This is a genomic window from Streptomyces sp. NBC_01515, assembly GCF_045040345.1.
Lineage (GTDB): Bacteria > Actinomycetota > Actinomycetes > Streptomycetales > Streptomycetaceae > Streptomyces.
The window spans coordinates 6,751,893-6,770,747 of record NZ_CP109416.1 but is presented as its reverse complement, the minus strand read 5'-3'; the positions used below and the strand labels follow the sequence as shown (position 1 = coordinate 6,770,747).

General features: G+C 67.6%; 21 protein-coding genes. 6 read left to right on the top strand and 15 right to left on the bottom strand.

Annotated features, from left to right (window positions below):
• Positions 1 to 153: 153 nt before the first annotated feature.
• The gene (locus OG407_RS30760) at positions 154 to 540 is read right to left on the bottom strand and encodes a hypothetical protein (RefSeq protein ID WP_405862877.1); all 387 of its coding nucleotides are present in this window, start codon (positions 538 to 540) and stop codon (positions 154 to 156) included.
• A 104-nt stretch (positions 541 to 644) separates the two neighbouring features.
• Here OG407_RS30760 and OG407_RS30755 point away from each other — a divergent pair, with 104 nt between their 5' ends.
• The 4 genes from OG407_RS30755 to OG407_RS30740 all read left to right on the top strand — a co-directional run bounded on the left by OG407_RS30755 (position 645) and on the right by OG407_RS30740 (position 3,697).
• On the top strand, positions 645 to 968 hold the full coding sequence (locus tag OG407_RS30755) for a hypothetical protein (RefSeq protein WP_405862876.1): 324 nt from the start codon (positions 645 to 647) through the stop codon (positions 966 to 968).
• A gap of 4 nt (positions 969 to 972) precedes the next feature.
• A complete protein-coding gene (locus tag OG407_RS30750; protein ID WP_405862875.1) occupies positions 973 to 1,719 on the top strand; it encodes a hypothetical protein in 747 nt (248 codons plus the stop codon).
• Positions 1,720 to 1,769: 50 nt separating this feature from the next.
• Positions 1,770 to 2,123: a hypothetical protein gene (locus tag OG407_RS30745; protein WP_405862874.1), complete on the top strand. Its 354-nt coding sequence runs from the start codon at positions 1,770 to 1,772 to the stop codon at positions 2,121 to 2,123.
• A 176-nt stretch (positions 2,124 to 2,299) separates the two neighbouring features.
• The gene (locus tag OG407_RS30740; protein WP_405862873.1) at positions 2,300 to 3,697 is read left to right on the top strand and encodes a S41 family peptidase; all 1,398 of its coding nucleotides are present in this window, start codon (positions 2,300 to 2,302) and stop codon (positions 3,695 to 3,697) included.
• A 39-nt stretch (positions 3,698 to 3,736) separates the two neighbouring features.
• Here the strand turns inward: OG407_RS30740 and OG407_RS30735 are convergent, their stop codons facing one another.
• The 12 genes from OG407_RS30735 to OG407_RS30680 form a co-directional block, all read right to left on the bottom strand.
• Entirely contained in the window at positions 3,737 to 4,261 is a 525-nt protein-coding gene (locus OG407_RS30735) for a hypothetical protein (RefSeq protein ID WP_405862872.1), read from the bottom strand.
• On the bottom strand, positions 4,258 to 6,273 hold the full coding sequence (locus tag OG407_RS30730; protein WP_405862871.1) for a hypothetical protein: 2,016 nt from the start codon (positions 6,271 to 6,273) through the stop codon (positions 4,258 to 4,260). Before OG407_RS30730 ends, OG407_RS30735 begins: the two co-directional genes overlap by 4 nt.
• A 133-nt stretch (positions 6,274 to 6,406) precedes the next feature.
• On the bottom strand, positions 6,407 to 6,766 hold the full coding sequence (locus OG407_RS30725; protein ID WP_405862870.1) for a hypothetical protein: 360 nt from the start codon (positions 6,764 to 6,766) through the stop codon (positions 6,407 to 6,409).
• Between the two features lie 81 nt (positions 6,767 to 6,847).
• Complete coding sequence (locus OG407_RS30720) at positions 6,848 to 9,985, bottom strand: glycosyl hydrolase 115 family protein (protein WP_405862869.1); 3,138 nt, start codon at positions 9,983 to 9,985, stop codon at positions 6,848 to 6,850.
• 193 nt (positions 9,986 to 10,178) lie between these two features.
• Positions 10,179 to 11,372 carry an elongation factor Tu gene (tuf, locus tag OG407_RS30715; protein WP_327401929.1) on the bottom strand — a complete coding sequence of 398 codons (1,194 nt, stop codon included), beginning with the start codon at positions 11,370 to 11,372 and terminating at the stop codon, positions 10,179 to 10,181.
• Between the two features lie 143 nt (positions 11,373 to 11,515).
• The gene (fusA, locus tag OG407_RS30710; protein WP_405862868.1) at positions 11,516 to 13,645 is read right to left on the bottom strand and encodes an elongation factor G; all 2,130 of its coding nucleotides are present in this window, start codon (positions 13,643 to 13,645) and stop codon (positions 11,516 to 11,518) included.
• Between the two features lie 39 nt (positions 13,646 to 13,684).
• A complete protein-coding gene (gene rpsG / locus OG407_RS30705; protein ID WP_005481264.1) occupies positions 13,685 to 14,155 on the bottom strand; it encodes a 30S ribosomal protein S7 in 471 nt (156 codons plus the stop codon).
• 3 nt (positions 14,156 to 14,158) lie between these two features.
• Entirely contained in the window at positions 14,159 to 14,530 is a 372-nt protein-coding gene (gene rpsL, locus OG407_RS30700) for a 30S ribosomal protein S12 (protein WP_003948652.1), read from the bottom strand.
• Between the two features lie 355 nt (positions 14,531 to 14,885).
• Positions 14,886 to 15,443: a DUF1707 and DUF4190 domain-containing protein gene (locus OG407_RS30695; RefSeq protein ID WP_405862867.1), complete on the bottom strand. Its 558-nt coding sequence runs from the start codon at positions 15,441 to 15,443 to the stop codon at positions 14,886 to 14,888.
• A 164-nt stretch (positions 15,444 to 15,607) separates the two neighbouring features.
• A complete protein-coding gene (locus tag OG407_RS30690) occupies positions 15,608 to 15,808 on the bottom strand; it encodes a hypothetical protein (RefSeq protein WP_405862866.1) in 201 nt (66 codons plus the stop codon).
• The gene (locus tag OG407_RS30685; RefSeq protein WP_405869002.1) at positions 15,805 to 15,999 is read right to left on the bottom strand and encodes a hypothetical protein; all 195 of its coding nucleotides are present in this window, start codon (positions 15,997 to 15,999) and stop codon (positions 15,805 to 15,807) included. Before OG407_RS30685 ends, OG407_RS30690 begins: the two co-directional genes overlap by 4 nt.
• A 142-nt stretch (positions 16,000 to 16,141) precedes the next feature.
• Positions 16,142 to 16,639 carry an ATP-binding protein gene (locus OG407_RS30680; RefSeq protein ID WP_405862865.1) on the bottom strand — a complete coding sequence of 166 codons (498 nt, stop codon included), beginning with the start codon at positions 16,637 to 16,639 and terminating at the stop codon, positions 16,142 to 16,144.
• A gap of 158 nt (positions 16,640 to 16,797) precedes the next feature.
• On the opposite strand from OG407_RS30680, the gene OG407_RS30675 reads away from it, so the two are divergent.
• Both OG407_RS30675 and OG407_RS30670 read left to right on the top strand, forming a co-directional pair.
• Entirely contained in the window at positions 16,798 to 17,649 is an 852-nt protein-coding gene (locus OG407_RS30675) for a helix-turn-helix domain-containing protein (RefSeq protein WP_405862864.1), read from the top strand.
• Positions 17,650 to 17,663: 14 nt separating this feature from the next.
• On the top strand, positions 17,664 to 17,858 hold the full coding sequence (locus OG407_RS30670; protein ID WP_405862863.1) for a DUF397 domain-containing protein: 195 nt from the start codon (positions 17,664 to 17,666) through the stop codon (positions 17,856 to 17,858).
• Between the two features lie 120 nt (positions 17,859 to 17,978).
• Here the strand turns inward: OG407_RS30670 and OG407_RS30665 are convergent, their stop codons facing one another.
• Together OG407_RS30665 and OG407_RS30660 are read right to left on the bottom strand one after the other, a co-directional pair.
• Positions 17,979 to 18,407 (bottom strand): DUF3592 domain-containing protein, encoded by a 429-nt coding sequence (locus tag OG407_RS30665; protein ID WP_405862862.1) that lies wholly within the window; start codon positions 18,405 to 18,407, stop codon positions 17,979 to 17,981.
• Between the two features lie 23 nt (positions 18,408 to 18,430).
• Entirely contained in the window at positions 18,431 to 18,781 is a 351-nt protein-coding gene (locus OG407_RS30660; RefSeq protein WP_405862861.1) for a hypothetical protein, read from the bottom strand.
• Between the last annotated feature and the right edge of the window lie 74 nt (positions 18,782 to 18,855).

Here is an 18,855-nt window from a genome sequence, read left to right as displayed (position 1 = left end):
CGCGCAGGTCACGCCCCTCGACAACGCCACGAATCCGAGGCACGCCCGCCGGGAACTCCGCGGCCAGGGCCTCCCCGCCGGATCAGAACGCAGGAGAGCGACACCAACGCGGCACACGCAAGCCCCCGTCACCAACGTGCCGGGACGGCACACCTAGACCCTCCCCGCGAGGGCCATGGCACCCATCCAGCCCACGCAGCTCCCGCACGCGACGAGCAGCGGCGCCCAGCTCTGGGCTCGCCGGGCCCGGACCACCAGCCACACCACGGCCGCGTCCACCACGAGCCCCATGACGGCCGCGGCCACCTGAAGCCCGCCGGGCGCTTCCCCCCGGCCCGCCACGCTCCGACCGAGAACCGAGAGCGAGCCGACAGCAAGCAGGACCGCGCAGAAACAGGTGAGACCGGAGAACAGACTCCGACCACGGTCGTCGACCACGGCCCGCGCGACCGCGCCGTCGTCGAGGCCGACCTCGTTCCGATCGTTTGCCCGACTCCCGTAGTTCGTCACGTTGGGCACTTTACTGACGTAGATCGCCACGTTCGATCATTCCTTCCGGTTCCTTCCGGCGAATCGCGAAACGCGCGCACCCCTACGGGAGTTGGCAGAAGCGGCAGCACGGCCGCGAGCACGGAAGGCTTCACATGAACCTCAGGGTGAGCCCTTGGGCCCTCAGTGGATACGCACGTCAGGTCGGCCGCGCGGCGCACGACGCGGCGGATTTCAAGACCCACTGCACCAGGTACACCGACGTCGACGCCTCGGACCAGGGCCTGCTGAACCTCTTCCTGACCACCCACACGTCGACGGTGAAGACGGTCAACCTGGCGATGGACAGGCTGTGGGAGGTCCTGGGGGCGGCGAGTTCGGAGCTGGAGCGCAACAAGAAGTACTACGCACACACGGACCTGGCCGTGGCGGCACGCGTCGACGCGACCTACCCCGTCGTCGAGCGCCCGGCCGGGTAACCCCATGTCCGACTTCACCGATGTCATCGAACCGACAGCTCTGCTCAGGGCCCCGTCCGCACCGGCCGAGTACGCCCAGGGCCCGATCCTCGACACGTTCAACAGCTGCGGCGATCTGATGAGCCCGACGTACTGGCTGACGGAGGCGTACAGCGCGGTCTTCGGCTTCAATCCGCTCGACGAAGCGATCAAGTGGTTCGCCGGCGACTGGGAGTCGTTCGCCAAGTGCGGTGATGTCTGGGGCCAGTTGGGCCGGGCCGTCGAGGCGGTCTCCGGCAACATCAGGTCCGGCAACAGGACGCTCGACCTGGCATGGGACGGCCGTGCCGCCGACGCGGCGTACACGTACTTCCACACCTGCGCGGCGAAACTCGAAGAGATCAGGGGCGAGTTCGACAGGTTGAGAACGGAGTACGACCACCTCGCCCACTCCGCCTACTCAACGGCCGAGGCCGTCAACGGCTACCTGAGCGGCATCATCGACGGCCTGTTGATCACGGCCGTCGAGATGGCGGCCGCAACAACACTGTCGTGGACCGGCGTCGGCGCGGCGGTGGGCTACGGCCTCGCGGCACTGGAGATCGCCACCATGCTCCGCCTGTGGGGCCAGGCCACCCAGGCCCTCGGCAACGTACAGGGCATCGTGAACGGCACCGTCGGCGTGGTGGAGACCATCGGCGCGACCCTCTACGGAACGGTCTCCGAGTTCACGAAGATCGGCGAGTACGACCACCCGAGCCCGTCGATCTGACGCCGCGCCCGGCACCCGACAACCGCCCCCACGCCACGAGGAGGACCCGCATGTCCGACGAACTACGCATCGGCGACGCGGACTTGACGAACATCACCGGCGGCGACCAGGCCCGCGCCCGGTCGCTTCGCAAGGCCCTTCAGAAACTCGCCGACGACCGTGCCCCCGACGATCCGCTGCGCGAGATGGCCCGCGAGGTCCTCAGCGGCCGGGCGGGCCTGCGCGAGGCCGCCCGCGTCCCCGCGTACGCGGAGGCACTGGGTGACCGCATGGTTCAGGGCTTCCGCGAGTACCACAGCGTCTCCCCCACCGAACGCGCGAACCAGGAGGCGGCGGCACGGGCGTACCTGGCGGAACAGGCGGCAGAGATCGAGAAGGAGCGATCGGCTCAGGGAGCTTCCTGATCCAGCCGCGTAAGGCTGCAACTCGACCGCTCGGGACACCCGCGCATCGGAACGGGGGTGCCGGGGGTTTCCCTCACCCCGATACGCGGGTGTGCCGGATGGTGGGGACGTCGGGCGGGCGGCCAGGGTGATGAGGCACACAGATGTGCGTCGTCACGCCACGGGGAGAACCGAACGTGCGTATCGCCACCGCGTCCACCGCCGCCGCCCTGACCCTGCTCCTCACCGCCGGACTCGCGGCCCCCGCCGCGGCCTCCCGCGGCCCTGGCCGGCCCTCCGTCGACGGCCTCTGGCGCATGGACGGCTACGGCACGGTCGTCGCCGTCGGCCACGGGACGTACCAGGAGTACCAGACCACCGCCGTGAGCTGTATCAAGGGCGACACCGCGCGGCGGACGGACCCGGGGACGTACACCGTGGGCGGCGATGTCCTGACGGTGAAGCTCGGCGCTGACGGGAACCGCGCGTCGGTCGCGACGGCCAGTTCCGCGGGCCACAAGCAGCTCCACCGGATCAGTTCCCTCCCGGCGGACTGCGCCAGGCAGCTGCCGAAGGACCCCCTGACCTCCTTCGACGTCTTCTGGCAGTCCTTCGAGGAGAACTACCCCTTCTTCGCGGCCAAGGGCGTCGACTGGCGGGCGGTACGGGCCGAGTTTCGCCCTCAGGTGCACACGGACACGACCAGGGCGGAACTGTTCGACATCTTCAGCAGGATGGTGCGTCCGCTGCACGACGCGCACGTCGCGGTCCAGGACGGCGACCAGGTGTTCGCAGTCGGCCGCCCCGGCACGGAGCCGCCGACTCCCGAACTGGACGCCAGGACAAAGCAGTTCATCGAGCGGCACGACCTGGCGGGCGCCCCCTACCGCCGGGACTTCGCCAACGGCCGCATCACGTACGCGGATCTGCGAGGCGACGACGGTCACCTGGGCTATCTGCGCATCTCGGGCTTCGGCGGCTACCTGCCGCAGGAGCACGCCTCGTACGCGGCCCAACTGGCCGAGCTGGACCGGGCGTTGAACACGATCCTCACATCGAAGCGGGTGAGCCGGCTGCACGGCCTGATCATCGACGTCCGGATCAACGGCGGCGGCTCCGACGCGATGGGCCTCCACATCGCCTCCCGGCTGACGGACACCCCGTACATCGCCTACGCCAAGCGCGCCCGCGACGACCCGAAGAACCCGGCCCACCACACCCGCCCCGAACCGATCCCGGTACTCCCGGCCCACGCCCCCCGCTACACCGGCCCGATCGCGGTACTGACCGGCGGCTCGACGGTGAGCGCGGGCGAGACCTTCACCCAGGCCCTGATGAACCGCCCCGGCGAAACCCTCCGCATCGGCCAGCCCACCCAGGGCGTCTTCTCGGACACCCTGACCCGCCACCTACCGAACGGCATGGCGGCCTGGCTCCCGAACGAGGAGTTCCTGACCCACTCGGGCCACACGTTCGACGGCACCGGGATTCCGCCGCGGGTGCGGGTGCCGGTGTTCACGGAGGAGGAGTTCGCGGCGGGGCGGGATTCTGGGTTCGAGGGGGCGGTGGGGGTGCTGGGGGATCACCGGGGCTGAGGGCTGGAACATGAAGCGCCCGTACTCATTCAGGCAACGTCACTTACACCCCAAGGTCTTGAGCGTCGCCGGGAAGTAGGCCCGCATGAACTTCTCGATGTCCTTGCGGTGGGTCTGATCCATCAGTTTGATTTGAGGGACTTGGAGGGTGAGGGTGAAGTATTTGCCGCCGTTGGTTTCGCAGGGGGCGATCGAGATGGCTCCGTCGGTGCCGACGATGGTCTTGTAGGTGAAGTCGATCTCCTGCGGTTCCCTGATTCCCGAGATCGATCCTGTATCCATCGCCAGATACATGAGGTCCCTTTCCGTGTCATCCCAGGAGAATCGGAAATCGAGAACAGGATCGCGCCCTGAGAGAAGCACACAGGGTGCGGTGATTGCCTCGTGACGATCAACTCGGGTGAACTCGTTCAAATCATCCGTGGACGTCAAGAGCGGACGCGTGACAGCGGGATTGATGGGTGTACCGCAAATAGCTCCCGGAAGTTCGCGACTGCTGGAGGAGCTGCAGGACACCACGAGAACAGAAATCGCCAACACGATCAGAAACTGGCGGACACTCACTTCGGCTGCTCTCCGGACATGCCAGTTGCCTGCGCAATCCCTTCTCGGGCCGACTTGTTGACCTCAACCTTGGGGTCGAAGTATGAATCGCCATCCGTACGGTGAGTCTTCTTCCACTCCTCCGCGAGTGCCATCAGTTGACCGTTCCTCTTGGTGTACGCCTGAACGTTGGCGTTCGCCTGTTTTTCGTCCAGCCTACGCTGCTCATCAGCCAGCCACTGGTCCGTCACGTAGTCAAATCCCGTCTGTACATCGCCACTCACCACAGGGATATAACTGATCGCCTTGTCGAAGAACGGCTTGGTCTCGAACTCGGCGACCTTCGGGTCCCCCGCAGCCTGTACCCGCGCCTCCTCCAGAAAACCGACGGTTCGTCCGGCCCGGGTCAGGGAATCGGGCGAGTGAGAGCGATCGTGATGAATATCCGACACCAATGACTGGTTCATCCCACCGTTCAAAACCCCATACGCACCCTCATCCTTGGACACCTGCTTCGCAACCTCGAAAAGCCGATGCTGATCCAAGGGTGAATTGGCGACATCCACCTCGCTCATAGCCGCATGCACCGCATCCCCATGATTGACAAGCACGTTGGCCATCGGCCTCCGCAACGAAGGCGGAAAATCATCCCCGCTGTCCGCCAAATACGTAAGCGCCGACTTGAACACCGCATCGTTAGTCCCCCGATCCCCCACACGCCCCCCACCCGGATCCCCCGGATCGATCCCCGTCGCCCCCGCCTGCAACGCCGCCCCGAATCCAGCCCGATCGTCCCCGTCCAACCGCGGCACATAATGCCCACCCTTGGAAACCCCCTCGTCATTCAGGGCGACATTCCAGTCCCGGTCCTTCATGAGGTACTTCATGTGGGCGTCGGAATGGAGATACCGCGCCGCCTCCGCCGGATCGCGGCTCATGATGCCGAGCATGCCGTCGACGGGGTCATTGGCGAACCAACCGCCACGCGCCCCGGCATACGTGCCCTTCACCTGCCAGATCCCGGGGTGTTTCTTCTCCGCGGCGATCATGTCGTCGGTGAGGTCCTCGACCATCGCCGGGGCGTAACCGTGGCCCTTCTGCATCAGCGTGACGAGGGACTGGTACCCGACGGCCTTGTCCAGGTGGAGGCCTTGGGCGTCCGTGGCGTAGTGCGCGAGGCCCGCGTGCCGCATGGCCGTGCGCCACTTCCGGTACCAGTCCGACTTCGTGTGCTTCGTGGCCGTAGCGAGAGCGTTCGCCAGGCCCGTCTCGATCGACGAGTACGTACCCGCGCCCACGCCGCCCTGGACATGGATGCGGTCGTTCAGTTCGTTCGTGAGCTTGAGCGTGCCGGCGGGGCCGAGGTCGTCCAGGACCATCCGCGAGAAACCCTCGTCCTCGCTGTTGTCGCGGAACGAGCGTTCCAGTTCGCTGAGTTGAGCAGCCGTCAACTCTCCACCCCCGCTCAGTTTTTGGAGGTACCCCTCCGTCTCCTCGGCTTCGTACGCCTCGATGTCGCCCAGCGCCCTGCCGTTGAACCCCCGGCCGCCGGCCAGCAGTTCGGAGTCGATCACCACCGCCGCCAGTGCGACCCGGACGCCCGTGTCCGCGTCCGTGACATCGCGTACGGCCTTGTTGATCCCGTCCTGCCACGGCTGTGCTGCATGGGGAGCGGCGGGGGTGTGCGGCTGGTCCGAACTCGGGGTCACCACCCCGGACTCCGAGACCCGCATGCCCGCCCGGACCGCGTCCCACCGTGCCGCCACCACCCGGCCCCGTAACTCCACGAAACGGTCGTGCGCGTCCCGCAGCAGCGCCGCGATCCCCTTGGCCTCCGTCTGCGCGTACTGGAACTCCTTGAGCGTGGCGTCGAAGCGGGCGGTCGCCGCGTCGGCGCTGAGCCCGGTCCACGACGTGCCCATGGAGATGCCGTGCACATCCCGCCGGTACGCCGTCTCCTGTTTCTCGAACTCGCCCGCCATGCCCTCCCAGCGCTCGGCCGCGGTGGTCAGCGCGGCGAGGTCGGTGGTCATGATCTCGTGATACGTCGGCATGCGCCCAGTTGCCCCAATAGCTCCGCTGACCCAATAACTCCGCTGGCCCGACCGCCCGTTGGCCCACTCGCCCACCCGCCCGTTGGCCCACTCACCCGCTCACCCGCTCGCCTCAGAACGTGTCCAACGCCGACCGCTCCCGCAGCGTCGACCCCACCGCCAGATCCGTACTCGTCAGCACCGCGTTCCCGCTCCGCAACGCATCCCTCTCCGCGCCGAGCCGGTCCATCAGGTTCTTCACCTGGTCCGCCCACGCCCCGTGCGCCTTCTTCAGGGCCGCCGACGTCACCCACCCGTCCCCGTCCTTCGCGGCGAACTCCCGTACAGCGGCGCCGTTTTCGTCGTCCGCCCACCGCCCCGCCGCACGCGTACCGGGCTCGATGTGATCCTCGAACGCCCGAGCCGCCGCCCGTTTCTCACTCGGGGAGGACGCCAGGTCCCGCCGCGCCGAAACCCCCGGCGTACCTGGCACCCCCGAAACGTCCAGCACACCCGGCACGCCACCCGAAACGCCCGTCACGCCCACCCGTAACCCTCCGCCCTCCGCCGCGCGTTACACCCGCCGGCTCTCCAACGGCCCCAGGTACAGCGCCGGCAGACCCCCCGTGTCGATCACGAGCCGCTGCAGCACCACCGTCGGGTCCACCATCCAGAACTTCAACCGGTGGACCCCGGCCTTCGTCACGGAGTGTTTCGTCGCCGTCGCGTTGACGTTGTCGGAGGTGTTGCGGGCCCACACCGCGTTCAACAGCCCGTCATCCGCACCGATGTTGATGTCGACGGTCTCGACCGGCCCGCCGTCGAGGGAGACGCCGTAGCGCAGACCGCCCGTCGGCAACGCGGGGTTACGAGGGGACAGGTACGCCCACACCGTCACCTCCCCAGCCGCCAGAAGACTCACCTCGTACTCCAGTCGCGGCGAATCCACCCCACCCGGCGTCTGCCTGGGCAGCGTCACCGGCCACGGCGTCATCCCCGCCCCGGTCCACCCCGTACGACCCGTACGACCCGTACGACCCGTACGACCACCCGTACGACCCGTACGACCAATGCCGTCGATACGACGCCACCCGCCGACCACCCAGTCGTAGTGCTCCCCGTCGATCGCCACATAACCGCCCGCCTCCACAAAACCCCGCAGCCCCCGCCCCGACGGCCGCTCGGCGACGCATCCGACGGTGACCGATCCCCCGGCGCCGGTCACCGTCAACTCGCCCTCGGCCCGCCCGACCGGCACCCGCGCCCAGTCCACCCCGACCTCCACCCGCACCTGCCGCTCGACCCGCCCCCGCGGCCGTTCCACCACCAGCCACGGCACCGACACCTCGATCCGGTAGTCGAAGGCGGTACGCCCCCGGTTGAACACCTCGACGAACTGCTGCGGCCGTGTCTGATACGGACTGAACGCGGGGAGTACGGCCGCCGCCCCCGCCGCACCCCCCGGCCACCACGCCCCTGACTCCGACCCCGAAGCACCGTCCACCGACACCCCGAGCCCCGCCGCTCCCGGCACCCCGATCCGCCGCACCGCCGGGAACAGCACGTCCGGCAACGCCACGTTGTCCTTCTCCGGTTGCTGCCACCCGGCGTTGGGCCCGTACCGCTCCACATCCCCGTAGTCGATGTGTGGCTGCGTCTGGAAACCGGCCCACTTCCCGCCCGCCACCGCCGAGTTGAAACGGTCGGCCAGCGCGAGGTCCCGCTCCAGCCCCGCCTCCGCCACATCCGCGAGGTCGTTCGTCGCGGCCCGGCCCTGCGCCGCGTAGAGGAGGTTCGTAAACTCGGCCGACCGCAGCCCGTACAGGTTGGCGGTGGCCCGCACCTCGTACCCGACGAGTTCGAACCACGCGTCCCGCACCCCGGCCGGCAACCGCCGCCCGATCCGCTCGGCCCGTCGCCCCAGTTCCCGCCACTCCTCCGTGACCCGCTCCAACTCCCGGTGCCCGAAGGCGAATGGGGTCTGCTGATCGTCGTAGACCACCTGGCCGTCGACGAGAGTGATCCGCCGGTTCAGCAACTCCGGCTTGCGGCGGGCCTGCAACTGCCCGTACGCCGCCAGCACCGAGGCGATCTCCTCCGCCTGCCCCTCGCCGAAGTTCTGCCGCGCGTAACGGAGTTCCCAGCCCGGAAGCGCATCGACATCCCAACCCTCAGGATTCCAGGCGTAGTCGAGAAAGAACTCGGTCGGCAGTTCGTTCCCCTTCAGGTCGCCCACGTTCGCGACCCACAACCCTCGGTTCCCGTACGCGTACGCCGCGTGCAGCTGCTCCCACACGTTCCGCAGGTTCGCCGTGTCCACCCACTTGTAGTTCCGCCCGGCGCCCACGTAGTCGAAGTGGTAGTACAGGCCGTAGCCCCCAACGCGATCCCGCTCCCCCGCGTCCGGATGCTTGCGGACGTTCCCCCAGTTGTCGTCCGTGAGGACCACCGTCACGTCGTCCGGCGCCCGCAACCCCCGGTCCCAATACCGCTGCACCTCCTTGTACAACGTCCACACCTGCGGAGTCTCGGCCGCCGGCCGCCCCGTCACCTCCTCGATGATCTGCCGCTGCGCCGCGATGATCTCCTGCATGAGTTCGATGCCGTCACCGTCCGGCAGGCTCGTGTCGCCGTTCCCGCGCATGCCGAGCGTGACGACGCCCTCGAAGCCCTGGTCGACCATCCGCTGCACCCCGGCCCGCCAATAGGCGCGTATCGCCGGGGAGTTGAGCCGGTACGACCACTCCCCCGTCCCGCCGTACGGATCGTGCCCCGGCGTCACGATCGCGCCGGACGAGTCCCGCACGGCGGCGACCGCGTGCCGGTTCCACTCCTCGATCCCCCGCATCATCGGCGCCTCATGCGACGTGCCCATGACAATCCCGTACTCCGCGGCCCGCCGGTGGTTCTCCGGGTCGTCCTCCGCGAAGGCCCGCCCCCACACCGCCGGCCAGAGGTAGTTCCCCTTCAGCCGCAGCAGCACCTCGAAGACCTTGCCGTAGAAGTCCGCCGTGAAGCCGCCCGGATACCCCGGCGCCTTGCCCGGCCCGAAGTACGCCGGCGCCCACGTCCCCAGCGCCGGGTTCTCGTCGTTGATGAAGAAGCCCCGGTACTTCACCACCGGCGTCCCCTGCGAGTACCGCCCGGGCCGCACCCACACCTCGTCGCGACGCGTCGGCGGCACGTCGTCCCACCAGTGCCAGGGCGAGACCCCGATGCCGTACGACACGTCGTACGCACCGAAGATCGTGCCGCGCGGGTCGCTCCCCGCGACGACGAACGCCCGCTCCACACCCGGCATCGGCCGCTCGACCACCGTCTGCAGCGAGGTCTCCCACCGGCCCCGCACCCCGGAGACGTCCAGCTTCCCGGCGGCCACCAAGCCGTCGATCAGCGCGCTGCGCCCGATCGTGCCGACCAGCACCACCTCACGCGAACGCACGGCCGCGAGCGCGCTCCCGGGGCGTACGCCGGTGACGCGTTCGATGTCATCCCTCAGGTCCCCTGCCACCCGTACGACTCCGGGGTGATCGTCGGGGTCCACCACGACCGGGGCACCGCCGAGGGGGAACGCACCCGTCGTACGCGAGAAGGAGATGTACGCCCCCGCGTCCACGGGCCCTGACGCCTTCGGCGACCCCGCCCCCGACAGCACCGGCACCGCAGCAACTCCCGCACCCAGAACGGCCCTTCGCCTGACGGACGCAGACATGGCACACCCCTCCACACCTAATTTGGTCAGCGGCATGACAAATGGTGGGGCGAGTGGAGGGAGGGAACAACGGGTCGTACGCGCCGAATAGTTTCGTAACAGCAGCCGGGGAACAGCAAAGGGGCCCGTACGACCGAAGTCGTACGGGCCCCTTCGAGACCTACCGATCAGAGACCGGTCGGATCAGCCAAGACTACTTGTTGATCTTGGTGACCTGGCCGGCGCCCACCGTGCGGCCACCCTCGCGGATGGCGAACTTCAGGCCCTCTTCCATGGCGACGGGCTGGATGAGCGAAACCGTCATCTCAGTGTTGTCGCCCGGCATGACCATCTCGGTGCCCTCGGGGAGGGTCACGACGCCGGTCACGTCCGTGGTGCGGAAGTAGAACTGGGGACGGTAGTTGTTGAAGAACGGCGTGTGACGGCCACCCTCGTCCTTGGACAGGATGTACGCCTGGGCCTCGAACTCCGTGTGCGGGGTGACCGAGCCGGGCTTGATGATGACCTGGCCGCGCTCGACGTCCTCGCGCTTGATGCCACGGAGGAGCAGGCCGACGTTCTCGCCCGCGCGACCCTCGTCGAGCAGCTTGCGGAACATCTCGATGCCGGTGACCGTGGTGGTGGTCTTCTCCTGCTTGATGCCGATGAGGTCAACGGTCTCGTTGACCTTCAGGACACCACGCTCGATACGGCCGGTGACGACCGTGCCGCGACCGGTGATCGTGAAGACGTCCTCGACGGGCATGAGGAACGGCTTGTCGACGTCACGCTCGGGGGTCGGGATCGACTCGTCGACGGCGGCCATCAGGTCGAGGACCGTCTGGCCCCACTCCTTGTCGCCCTCAAGCGCCTTGAGCGCCGAGACCTTGACGACCGGCAGGTCGTCGCCCGGGAACTCGTACTCGGAGAGGAGCTCACGGACCTCAAGCTCTACGAGCTCCAGGATCTCCTCGTCGTCCACCATGTCGGCCTTGTTCAGGGCGACGACGATGTACGGAACGCCGACCTGGCGGGCCAGGAGCACGTGCTCCTTGGTCTGCGGCATCGGGCCGTCGGTGGCCGCGACCACGAGGATCGCGCCGTCCATCTGCGCGGCACCCGTGATCATGTTCTTGATGTAGTCCGCGTGACCGGGGCAGTCGACGTGGGCGTAGTGACGCGTCTCGGTCTGGTACTCGACGTGCGCGATCGAGATCGTGATACCGCGCTGGCGCTCCTCAGGAGCCTTGTCGATCTGGTCGAAGGCCGAGGCCTCGTTCAGGTCCGGGTACGCGTCGTGCAGCACCTTGGTAATGGCGGCCGTGAGGGTCGTCTTACCGTGGTCGATGTGACCGATGGTGCCGATGTTGACGTGCGGCTTAGTCCGCTCGAACTTTGCCTTCGCCACTGGGGTCCTCCTGCGGAGTGGTTCTGGTACGCCTTACTCATCGGCGCCAGGTGATCTTTGCTGGGATGCCGCCCGCCGAGGTCTGCCCTCCCGGGTGAACCCCGGCGGTCGGTGTCAAGCCTAAAGCGTGCAAACGGTGTGTGTTACTCGCCCTTGGCCTTCGCGATGATCTCCTCGGCGACGTTCCGGGGAACCTCGGCGTAGGAGTCGAACTGCATCGAGTAGCTTGCGCGACCCGAGGTCTTGCTGCGGAGGTCGCCGACGTAGCCGAACATCTCCGAGAGGGGCACGAGGCCCTTCACGACACGTGCACCGGCACGCTCCTCCATGGCCTGGATCTGGCCACGGCGGGAGTTGATGTCGCCGATGACCTCACCCATGTAGTCCTCGGGCGTGGTGACCTCGACGGCCATCATCGGCTCAAGGAGCACGGGGGACGCCTTGCGCGCGGCCTCCTTGAAGGCCTGCGATCCGGCGATCTTGAAGGCGAGCTCGGAGGAGTCGACCTCGTGGTAGGCACCGTCGAGAAGCGTGATGCGGACACCCGTCATCTCGTACCCGGCGAGGATGCCGAACTGCATGGCCTCCTGCGCACCGGCGTCCACCGACGGGATGTACTCCCGCGGGATACGGCCACCGGTGACCTTGTTCACGAACTCGTACGCCGGGCCGTCCGACTCGGTGATCGGCTCGATCGCGATCTGCACCTTGGCGAACTGACCGGTACCACCGGTCTGCTTCTTGTGGGTGTAGTCCACGCGCTCGACGGCCTTACGGATCGTCTCACGGTACGCGACCTGCGGCTTGCCGACGTTGGCCTCGACCTTGAACTCGCGCTTCATACGGTCGACCAGCACCTCAAGGTGCAGCTCGCCCATACCGCCGAGGATGGTCTGGCCCGTCTCCTCGTCCGAGTGAACGTGGAAGGAGGGGTCCTCCTCCGCGAGACGCTGGATGGCAATACCCAGCTTCTCCTGGTCACCCTTGGACTTGGGCTCGATGGCGACCTGGATGACCGGCGCCGGGAAGTCCATGGACTCCAGGATCACCGGGTTCTTGTCGTCGCACAGCGTCTCACCGGTGGTGGTCTGCTTCAGGCCCATGACGGCGACGATGTCGCCGGCGCCCACCGCCTCGATCTCCTCACGCTTGTTCGCGTGCATGCGGTAGATCTTGCCGATGCGCTCCTTCTTGCCCTTGACGGAGTTCAGCACCGCGGTGCCAGTCTCCAGGCGGCCCGAGTAGACCCGGACGAAGGTGAGCTTGCCCAGGTGCGGGTCGCTCATGATCTTGAACGCGAGCGCGGACAGCGGCTCGTCCACGGACGGCTTGCGCTTGACGACGACCTCGGGGTCCTTGACGTCGTGGCCTTCGATGGCCTCGACGTCCAGGGGGGTCGGCAGGTAGCGCACGACCGCGTCGAGCAGGGGCTGGACGCCCTTGTTCTTGAACGCGGTGCCACAGAACACCGGGGTGACCGTGATGCCGTTGGACTTGCCGGACGCGATGGTGACGCGACGGATCGCGGCGTACAGCTGCTCCTCGGTGGGCTCGATGCCCTCCAGGAACAGCTCCATGATGTCGTCGTCGTTCTCCGCGACGGCCTCGACCAGCTTGCCGCGGTACTCCTCGGCGGCCTCGGCGTGCGTGGCCGGGATGTCGACGACGTCGTACATCTCGCCCTTGGCAGCCTCGGCGGACCACACGAGCGCCTTCATGCGGACCAGGTCCACAACGCCCTTGAAGTCCATCTCGGCACCAATCGGAAGCTGCATGATCAGCGGCACCGCACCGAGGCGGTCCTTGATCATGTCGACGCAGCGGTGGAACTCCGCGCCGGTCCGGTCGAGCTTGTTGACGAAGCAGATGCGCGGGACGCCGTAACGGTCGGCCTGACGCCACACCGTCTCGGACTGCGGCTCGACACCGGCGACACCGTCGAACACCGTGACGGCACCGTCGAGGACGCGCAGCGAGCGCTCCACCTCGACCGTGAAGTCGACGTGCCCCGGGGTGTCGATGATGTTGATGGTGTAGTCGTTGTCCTCAAGCGGCCAGTGACAGGTGGTGGCAGCAGAGGTGATCGTGATGCCACGCTCCTGCTCCTGCTCCATCCAGTCCATGGTGGCGGCGCCGTCGTGGACTTCACCGATCTTGTAGCTGACGCCGGTGTAGAAGAGGATCCGCTCAGTGGTGGTCGTCTTGCCCGCGTCGATGTGAGCCATGATCCCGATGTTGCGGACCCTGGCCAGGTCAAGTGAAGTGGTAGCCATAAGGCTTCGGTCTTCTCTCGGTCTCGTCGTGGGTAGCGACTACCAGCGGTAGTGCGCGAAGGCCTTGTTGGACTCGGCCATCTTGTGGGTGTCCTCGCGCTTCTTGACGGCCGCACCGAGGCCGTTCGAAGCGTCCAGAAGCTCGTTGAGCAGACGCTCGGTCATGGTCTTCTCGCGACGGGCGCGGGAGTAACCGACCAGCCAGCGCAGCGCGAGCGTGTTGGCGCGACCGGGCTTGACCTCGATCGGAACCTGGTACGTCGCACCGCCGACGCGGCGGGACTTGACCTCAAGCGTGGGCTTGATGTTCTCCAGCGCGCGCTTCAGCGTGATGACCGGGTCGTTGCTGGTCTTCTCGCGCAGGCCCTCCATGGCGCCGTACACGATGCGCTCGGCGGTGGAGCGCTTGCCGTTCAGCAGCACCTTGTTGATCAGGGAGGTGACAAGAGGAGAACCGTAGACCGGGTCGATGATGACCGGGCGCTTCGGGGCGGGGCCCTTACGAGGCATTTTCTACTTCTCCTTCTTGGCGCCGTAGCGGCTGCGGGCCTGCTTGCGGTTCTTGACACCCTGGGTGTCGAGCGAACCGCGGATGATCTTGTAGCGAACACCGGGCAGGTCCTTCACACGACCGCCACGCACGAGCACGATGGAGTGCTCCTGCAGGTTGTGTCCCTCACCCGGAATGTAAGCGGTGACTTCGATCCCGCTGGTCAGACGCACACGCGCGACCTTACGCAGGGCCGAGTTCGGCTTCTTCGGGGTGGTCGTGAACACACGCGTGCAGACGCCACGACGCTGGGGCGAACCCTCAAGTGCGGGCGTCTTGTTCTTCTCGACCTTGTCCTGCCGGCCCTTCCGGACCAGCTGCTGGATCGTAGGCACTACTTCTCCGGTTTCTGTGTGCCGATGGTGAAGCTAACCTGGAACGTCGCCGACCCACGCGGTCGGGTGTGTCGAATCCCGCAGACTTTCGCCGGTGAGCAAAAGGGGCGCAGATTGCGGTGGCCAGTGTCGGCTCCCTTAGTGCGGTTCAAGGCACGCACGGGAGCCAGGGCACACCCCAGGCACAAGGTAGGAGCGTACCTACCTCATTCGCTGCGGTCAAAACAAATGGGTGCCACCCACGGCTCGGCACGAGAGACGCCGAAGCCGCGCACCGTCCACGATCTTCGAATCTACGGCGACTCCGCCGCTCCGAGCTGCCGGCTCTACGGTACGAAACCCCCGGCCGCACGCCTCAGGTCGAGCTCGCCGTCGCCGCGATCATCAGCAGCAGCATCAGCGCCCAGCCCGCGACGGCGAGCCAGCCGAAGACCAGGCCGGTCAGGGCGAGGCCGTCGCCGCCCTGGTCGGTTCGCTGTATCTCCGCGCGGGCGGTGTGGCCGAGGATCACCGCGGGGATGCCGGTGAGGCCCAGCGTCGGCACGATGAGCAGGCCGCAGACCAGCGAGCCGACCGCCTTGCCGTTGGTCGGCGGCACCGGGGGCGGCAGGAAGGTCGGCGGCACCGGCCGGAATCCCGGCGGCGGCACCTGGAGGACGGGCGTCACCTGCGGGCCCTGGGGCAGATCGGCGACCAGCAGCATCAACTCGCCCACGGTCCGGGAGTCGTAGGCCCGCGCGACCCGCTTCTCCAGCTCGTCCTCGCGCAGCCGCCCCTCGGCGAAACCGGCCCGGAGCACGTCCACCGCCCGCTCCCGGTCCGCGGTCGCCGCCAGCATCGACGCCCCGGCCTGTGCCGGCGACGGCTGGTGCGGTCCTGGCCACTGCCCCTGCCACGGTGTCGGGTACGACACGGAACACCTCCCCCGGCGCCGGAGACCGAATGCCTCCATGATGCTCCAACGCGCCGAAAACGGCACCGGTTCCCCATCAATACCGAAAGAGGTCGGCCACCCCCGCCCCATATAGAACCCCTGAGCCCCTGGCCCCCTGCAGAGGGGAGCGGGGTGGCCGTCCCTCAGCGTGCGCGCCTGCTACCCCCGGCGGCACGTTCCGCCGCGAACACGTCCTCCAGCCGGAACAGTTGCGCACGCCCCGCCCTGCCGACCGGCGTCAGACGCCCGAGCCGGACCCACTTGCGGACGGCGGCGGGGGCGACCCCGGCCTCCCGCGCGGCGAGCGGTCCGGGGATCAGGGTCGGCGCCTCGGTCCTCGTCATCGGCTCCACTCCCCCTCGTCCCAGCCGTGCCGGTGGGCCGGGTCGTCGTGGCAGCCGCAGTCCGGCGCCGGGCAACGGCACGCGAGGTTCACACAGAGCACGGCCCCGCGCTCCGGGAACGCCCGCAACGAGACCGAGTCGCACACCAGAAGCGCCATGATCTGGCCGCTCGTCCCCTGGGTCAGCGGCAAGATTCAGGGCGGTTTCCACGTCGACAACTTCCCAACCGCCTTGCTGGGCGGCCTCATTGTCCGGGCGTCCGTCTTCGTACTGCCGGCCCTCGGCCCACGGCCGGTCGAGCAGGCGCCGTAGCGACACGGCCGTGACCGCCCCTCAGCGAAACCGGTGAGGAGAAGGGTCCGGATCCGCCGATCCCGTAGGGGCGGTTCCGGATCCGCACCCGAGCCCGAAGGTGCACCACACCTGCTTCTCGTCGAACCCCGTACGGTGCCACCCCCACCGCCGCGCCAACGCCTCGACGAGCCGCAGCCCCCGCCCGCCCTCGTCCAACAGGTCGGCGCGCGCGGGCAGTTCGGGCACCAGCGCGGGGGCGTGGTCGGTCACCATCACCCGCAGAAACGGCGGAGCGAACTGCCGCCCGGCCCCGAGGGTCAGCTCCAACCCGGCGAGCCCGCCACCGTGCCGTACGGCATTCGTGCACAGCTCCCCCACGGCGAGCTCCACGGAGTCGGCCAACTCGCCCAGTTTCCAGTGCTGTTGAAGCCAGACGCGGGTCCGGTGCCGGGCCTCGGCGACGGGGCGGAGGGGGTCGAGGGCGGAGGTGTCCCAACCGACGCGGGTGGGGGTGGTGCTAAAGGGAGGGAGATCCATCGTTCACCTCGCGGGGAGTCGATGAGCGGCTTGCGCCATACCGTAGCGGCGATTTCCAACCCGTGAGACTAAATTAACCCCAACAGGTTGAATTTTGGTGTTCGATGGACGGGCCCGACACCGGTGGGCACACTGTGCGCGAGCGAGGAGAGGACGACATGGCACCGAGGCAGACCCCGACAGTCCGGCAACGCCGTTTCGGCGCCGAGCTACGACGGTTGCGCGAGGCCACCGGCATGTCCGCGCCGCGAGCCGCCGAACTCCTCGGCACGGACCGCACCACGATCTCCAACACGGAGGCGGGCCGCTTCGGCATCAGCGAGCAGCGCCTACGGCGTCTGGCCGCCATCTACGAGTGCGACGACCCGACGCTGATCGACGCGCTGGCCTCGATGACGGGCGGGCGCAGCGGAGGCTGGTGGGACGAGTACCGGGGCAAGGTGCCGCCCGACTTCCTGGACCTGGCCGAACTGGAGCACCACGCGGCGTCGCTGCGCACGCTCCAGACCGCCCATCTGCCGGGCATGTTCCAGGTCGAGGACCATGCACGCGCGCTCTTCGACCTGTTCATCCCGGCGCTGCCGCGCCTGGAGGTGGAACTGCGCATCGCCCAACGCCTCGCCCGCCACTCAGTGATCACCAAGCAGCCCCCGGTGCGGTACCAGGGCGTGATTCACGAGGCCGCGCTACGTATGCGGGTGGGCGGCCGGCAGGTGGCCCGCGCACAGCTCAACCACCTGCTCGCGGAGAGCGAACGGGACAACGTCACGCTCCTAGTGATCCCGTTCAGCGCGGGCGGGTTCCCCATGGCGGGCGACTCCGTGCTCTACGTCGCAGCCGACAGCCCTCACCTGGACACGGTCCAGTTGGACTCACCCACCGGGGCCGTCTTCTTCGATGCCCCCGCCCAACTGGCCAACTTCCGGCGCCGTATGGACGCGGTCGAACAAGTAGCGTTGAATCGCAGCCAGTCGAGGGACGCCATCCTCGACATCATCAAAGAGCTGTAAGAGGAAGAGCCGCCGTGCCCGAGTTGAAGTGGATCAAGTCCTCGTACTCCGAGGCATCCGCCAACAACTGCGTCGAGATGGCGACCGCCGGCCCCCTCATCGCGCTCCGCGACTCGAAGCACCCGGAACTGCCCTGGACCACCGTGAGCCGCGCGGCATGGTCGGAGTTCACCGGCGCCCTGAGAACCGGCGCGCTGCCCGCACGGTGAGCCCTCGGCGCCAGGAGGATGCAGCTCGAAAGTGTGACACTCCGCGCTGAAGTGTCCGATTTTCACGGGGCAAGGGCCCCGGAGCTCCGGCAAGGCCGCACCGCTCACGTTCGAAGAGCCTCACGCCACGGCATCGATCACGCACAACAGAACCCCCACCCCAAACAGCACCAGTCCTCCCCCTCCCAGCAACAGGACGACCGGCCACTCCTTCTCGAAGTCGAGGTCTTTCCGGAGCCCCGTTCGAGCACGCTTCGGGTTCCGGGCATCGTAGACAGCCGAAACGACCGTGCCCGTCGGCCCCGGAATTCCGGGCAGGTACTCATGGAATTCTGCCTGGACCTCCCCCTCAGGCAGGCACACATCGAAGTACATCCGGTTCTTCGACCCGCTCGCGTACTCCTCGCGCCGGAAAACCGCCTCTCCCTCGACGCCGTGATCCCTCAGGGCACGCATGAGGCGATATTCCACGCAACTCCCCGACTGCGCCAGCAAAGCGAAAACACCGAACAGTGCAAGAACAATTCCCAGACTCAGCAGGATGCTCACTGCGCGCCCACCACCTGACGGCCTCAGTGGAAGAAGATCGCGAGCGCGGCGCCCACGATGATGAGCGTCAATCCCGGAACCCAGAAGAACACCACCATGCCTCGTTCTTCGGAAGAGTCGATTTCCGCGAGACTGCCGGTCTTGGCCCGCTTCGGCTTTCTACGGTCGTACACCACCGGAACGACCGTGCCCACGGGCCCCCTCGGCTCCGGCCCGACTTCGATGAAGTGCGGCGGTGCGTCCTGGGGCGAGGCTCCCGGGATGCGGATGTGGTAGTAGACGCGATGCCCACTGCTAATCCATTCCTGAAGGTCGGACACCGCCTCCCCTTCGACACCGTGACGCTCAAGATTTCTCAGCTTCATAAACTTCACGAATCCCCCTGAATTCGCGAATCAGAGCAGTGCGCCAATGCCCATCAGGACGAATCCAACACCCGCGATGTTAC